Source organism: Variovorax sp. P4_D9 (assembly GCF_056401695.1).
Map to the genome: position 1 here is coordinate 1 of NZ_JBFUIU010001215.1, position 2,055 is coordinate 2,055.

Consider the following 2,055-nt stretch of genomic DNA (forward strand, 5'->3'; position numbering starts at 1 on the left):
ACCGCAGGCCGGCCAATCGCAATGGGAACTCGCAAGTGAGCGTCTGCACACCCCCGCCATTTGAATCGCTCTCACCCCAAGCTCTGCTGCCCGGCCGACAAGGGAAACGTAAAGTTGGTAAGCGCGTGGTGAATGTGACGAGGCCGACCGTAACGACGAGTCCGAAGGCGCCGAGACCGAGAAGCATGCTGGACGCACCCAGGCTGCACCCTTGAACGCGGCCGCCGCCGCAGCGGCAATGGGAAGCAACGCCAGCAGTCTGAACCGGATGTCAGGTCTGCGGTGCCTTCTTGGATCGCAGCCGAGCGAGATACAGCGCAGCAACTGCAAGCGAGATGAACAGCCCTCTGTTCACCATGGTCCGCTCCAGCGATTCAGGCGCTGCCATCGGGGATGTCGGGTGGCGGGCAACTGTTTGGAGTTGTCATCACGGGTGAGCCTGGCCGCGGACCGTTGATGTGGATGCCGACCAGCCATTCCAGGAGGTAGGGTTTCTGGAAATCCGGATCGGGTGTGGCAAAGAGGAAGCCGTTATGCCCATTGACGATGGTCTTCGGCACGCCGACCACCCAGACCGGCGCGTAGGGATCAATTTCGGCCCAATCTGGGTTGGTTGGCGGTGTCAGCGATGCCACCGCGCGTTGGTCCTTCGGTGGTCCCGCTGTCAGCGCGGGCCTTGGTTCGTCTTGGACTGCGCGGGCGGATTCAGTCCGACCTGGAACGATCGGACAGGCGCGCGGGGTATCCCTTATCGAGGGGAAAGAAAGGGGGCGGGCGGCAGGGCGGTCTTGGAGCCGTTGTCCGAGGCCCATCCGGAGCTGAAAAGAATGTGAACGAGCTCGGTGCCGTTGAAGCCAGAAGCCGCCGGCCGCCAGCCAGCGGACTGCGCTCGCCGCGGCCGACCAATGTCCACCCCGGAACAATAGATCGCAGAGACTCAGGCCCCCAGCAAGCGTCGCGTCTCCTCTGCCGTCGCAAGCCCGCGGGCGGACCGGTTGCGGGCGCTGGCCTCGTAGACGTCGCGCCGCGCATGTGTAATCCCGAGCGGCTCGAAGCCATGGGCCGGATTGAACGCCAGCCGATCGATCTGCGACTCGAGACCGGGGGCCGGCACGCCGCTGATCTCGAGGATGCCGATGTCGACGAGGTCGCTGGACCACACCACCGATGCGTCGCCGACCGGCGTACTGTCCGAGTCGGCGAACAGCTGAACGCACAAGCGCCATTTCACCGGCGCGCGCCCGAGCCGGACGAGCAGGTCGTCGCGCAGATATTCGGTGCCGGACTCGGCCACCAGCACCTGGGTCGAGGTCTCCGGGTGCGGATGCAGGGAGTGCTTGAATGCAACGTCCCCGAGCCGCACCACGGAACCCCAGTAGCTTTCGGTGGCGAGGCTGTGAACATGGTGCAGGGCGGTGGTCTGGAGCAGCGTGGATCCGCCACCGATCAGGTGAACGACCGAAAGGGCCCCGTCATGCAGTTCATGAGCCAGTTCGCGCAGCGCCGACGAGACCCCGCCCGCGATCTTCTCGGTTAGCACGTCGGCGAACGCCATGAACTCGCGCGCGTTGCGTGCGTGTGAACGGCCCCCCTGATTGGTCATCAGGAGATCGCTCTCGACGCCCATCGGTGAAAAGAACTTCATCGCGACGCCGCGCACGTCGGGTTCCGTGTCGGCAAACGGGCAGGGCTGCCCGTTCGAGAATCGGCAAGCCACGGGCAGGCCGGCGAATGGTGCAGCGAACGGACCGAGCCGCAGGACCGCCGGTACGTCGGTGATGGTGAGACTTCCGATCGCGGCCAGGACCTGCTTCTGATGCTGGCCGCGATCGACTCGGCCGCCGAGTTTCGCGTCGGCAATTCGACGCTGCTGGTCGCCGACTTTCTCAGCCAGCGTGCGTCGCACCTGGTCGCTCTCGAAATGGTCTTCCCAGCCAATGCCTTTGCCGTCCATATGGTTCGCCTCCAAGCGGTCGTTAGGTTCGCGCTGCTCAAATCGTGCAGCTTCAAACCATTCCTGCAATCACTCGAAAAGGGGAGGCCAATGGCTATTTC

The 2,055-nt window shown here is 64.4% G+C and carries 2 protein-coding genes; both read right to left on the reverse strand.

Annotated features, from left to right (window positions below; translation table 11 throughout):
• Nucleotides 1-374: 374 nt before the first annotated feature.
• Nucleotides 375-635, reverse strand: coding sequence for a hypothetical protein (locus AC1DY5_RS53150; RefSeq protein ID WP_478122270.1), 261 nt, complete (start codon nucleotides 633-635; stop codon nucleotides 375-377).
• Between the two features lie 302 nt (nucleotides 636-937).
• A complete protein-coding gene (locus AC1DY5_RS53155; RefSeq protein WP_478122271.1) occupies nucleotides 938-1,954 on the reverse strand; it encodes a catalase family protein in 1,017 nt (338 codons plus the stop codon).
• Nucleotides 1,955-2,055 lie beyond the last annotated feature (101 nt).

Bases quoted from the DNA above. Each gene is read 5' to 3' on its own strand.
- AC1DY5_RS53155 (WP_478122271.1), bottom strand. From the start codon at position 1,954: ATGGACGGCAAAGGCATTGGCTGGGAAGACCATTTCGAGAGCGACCAG.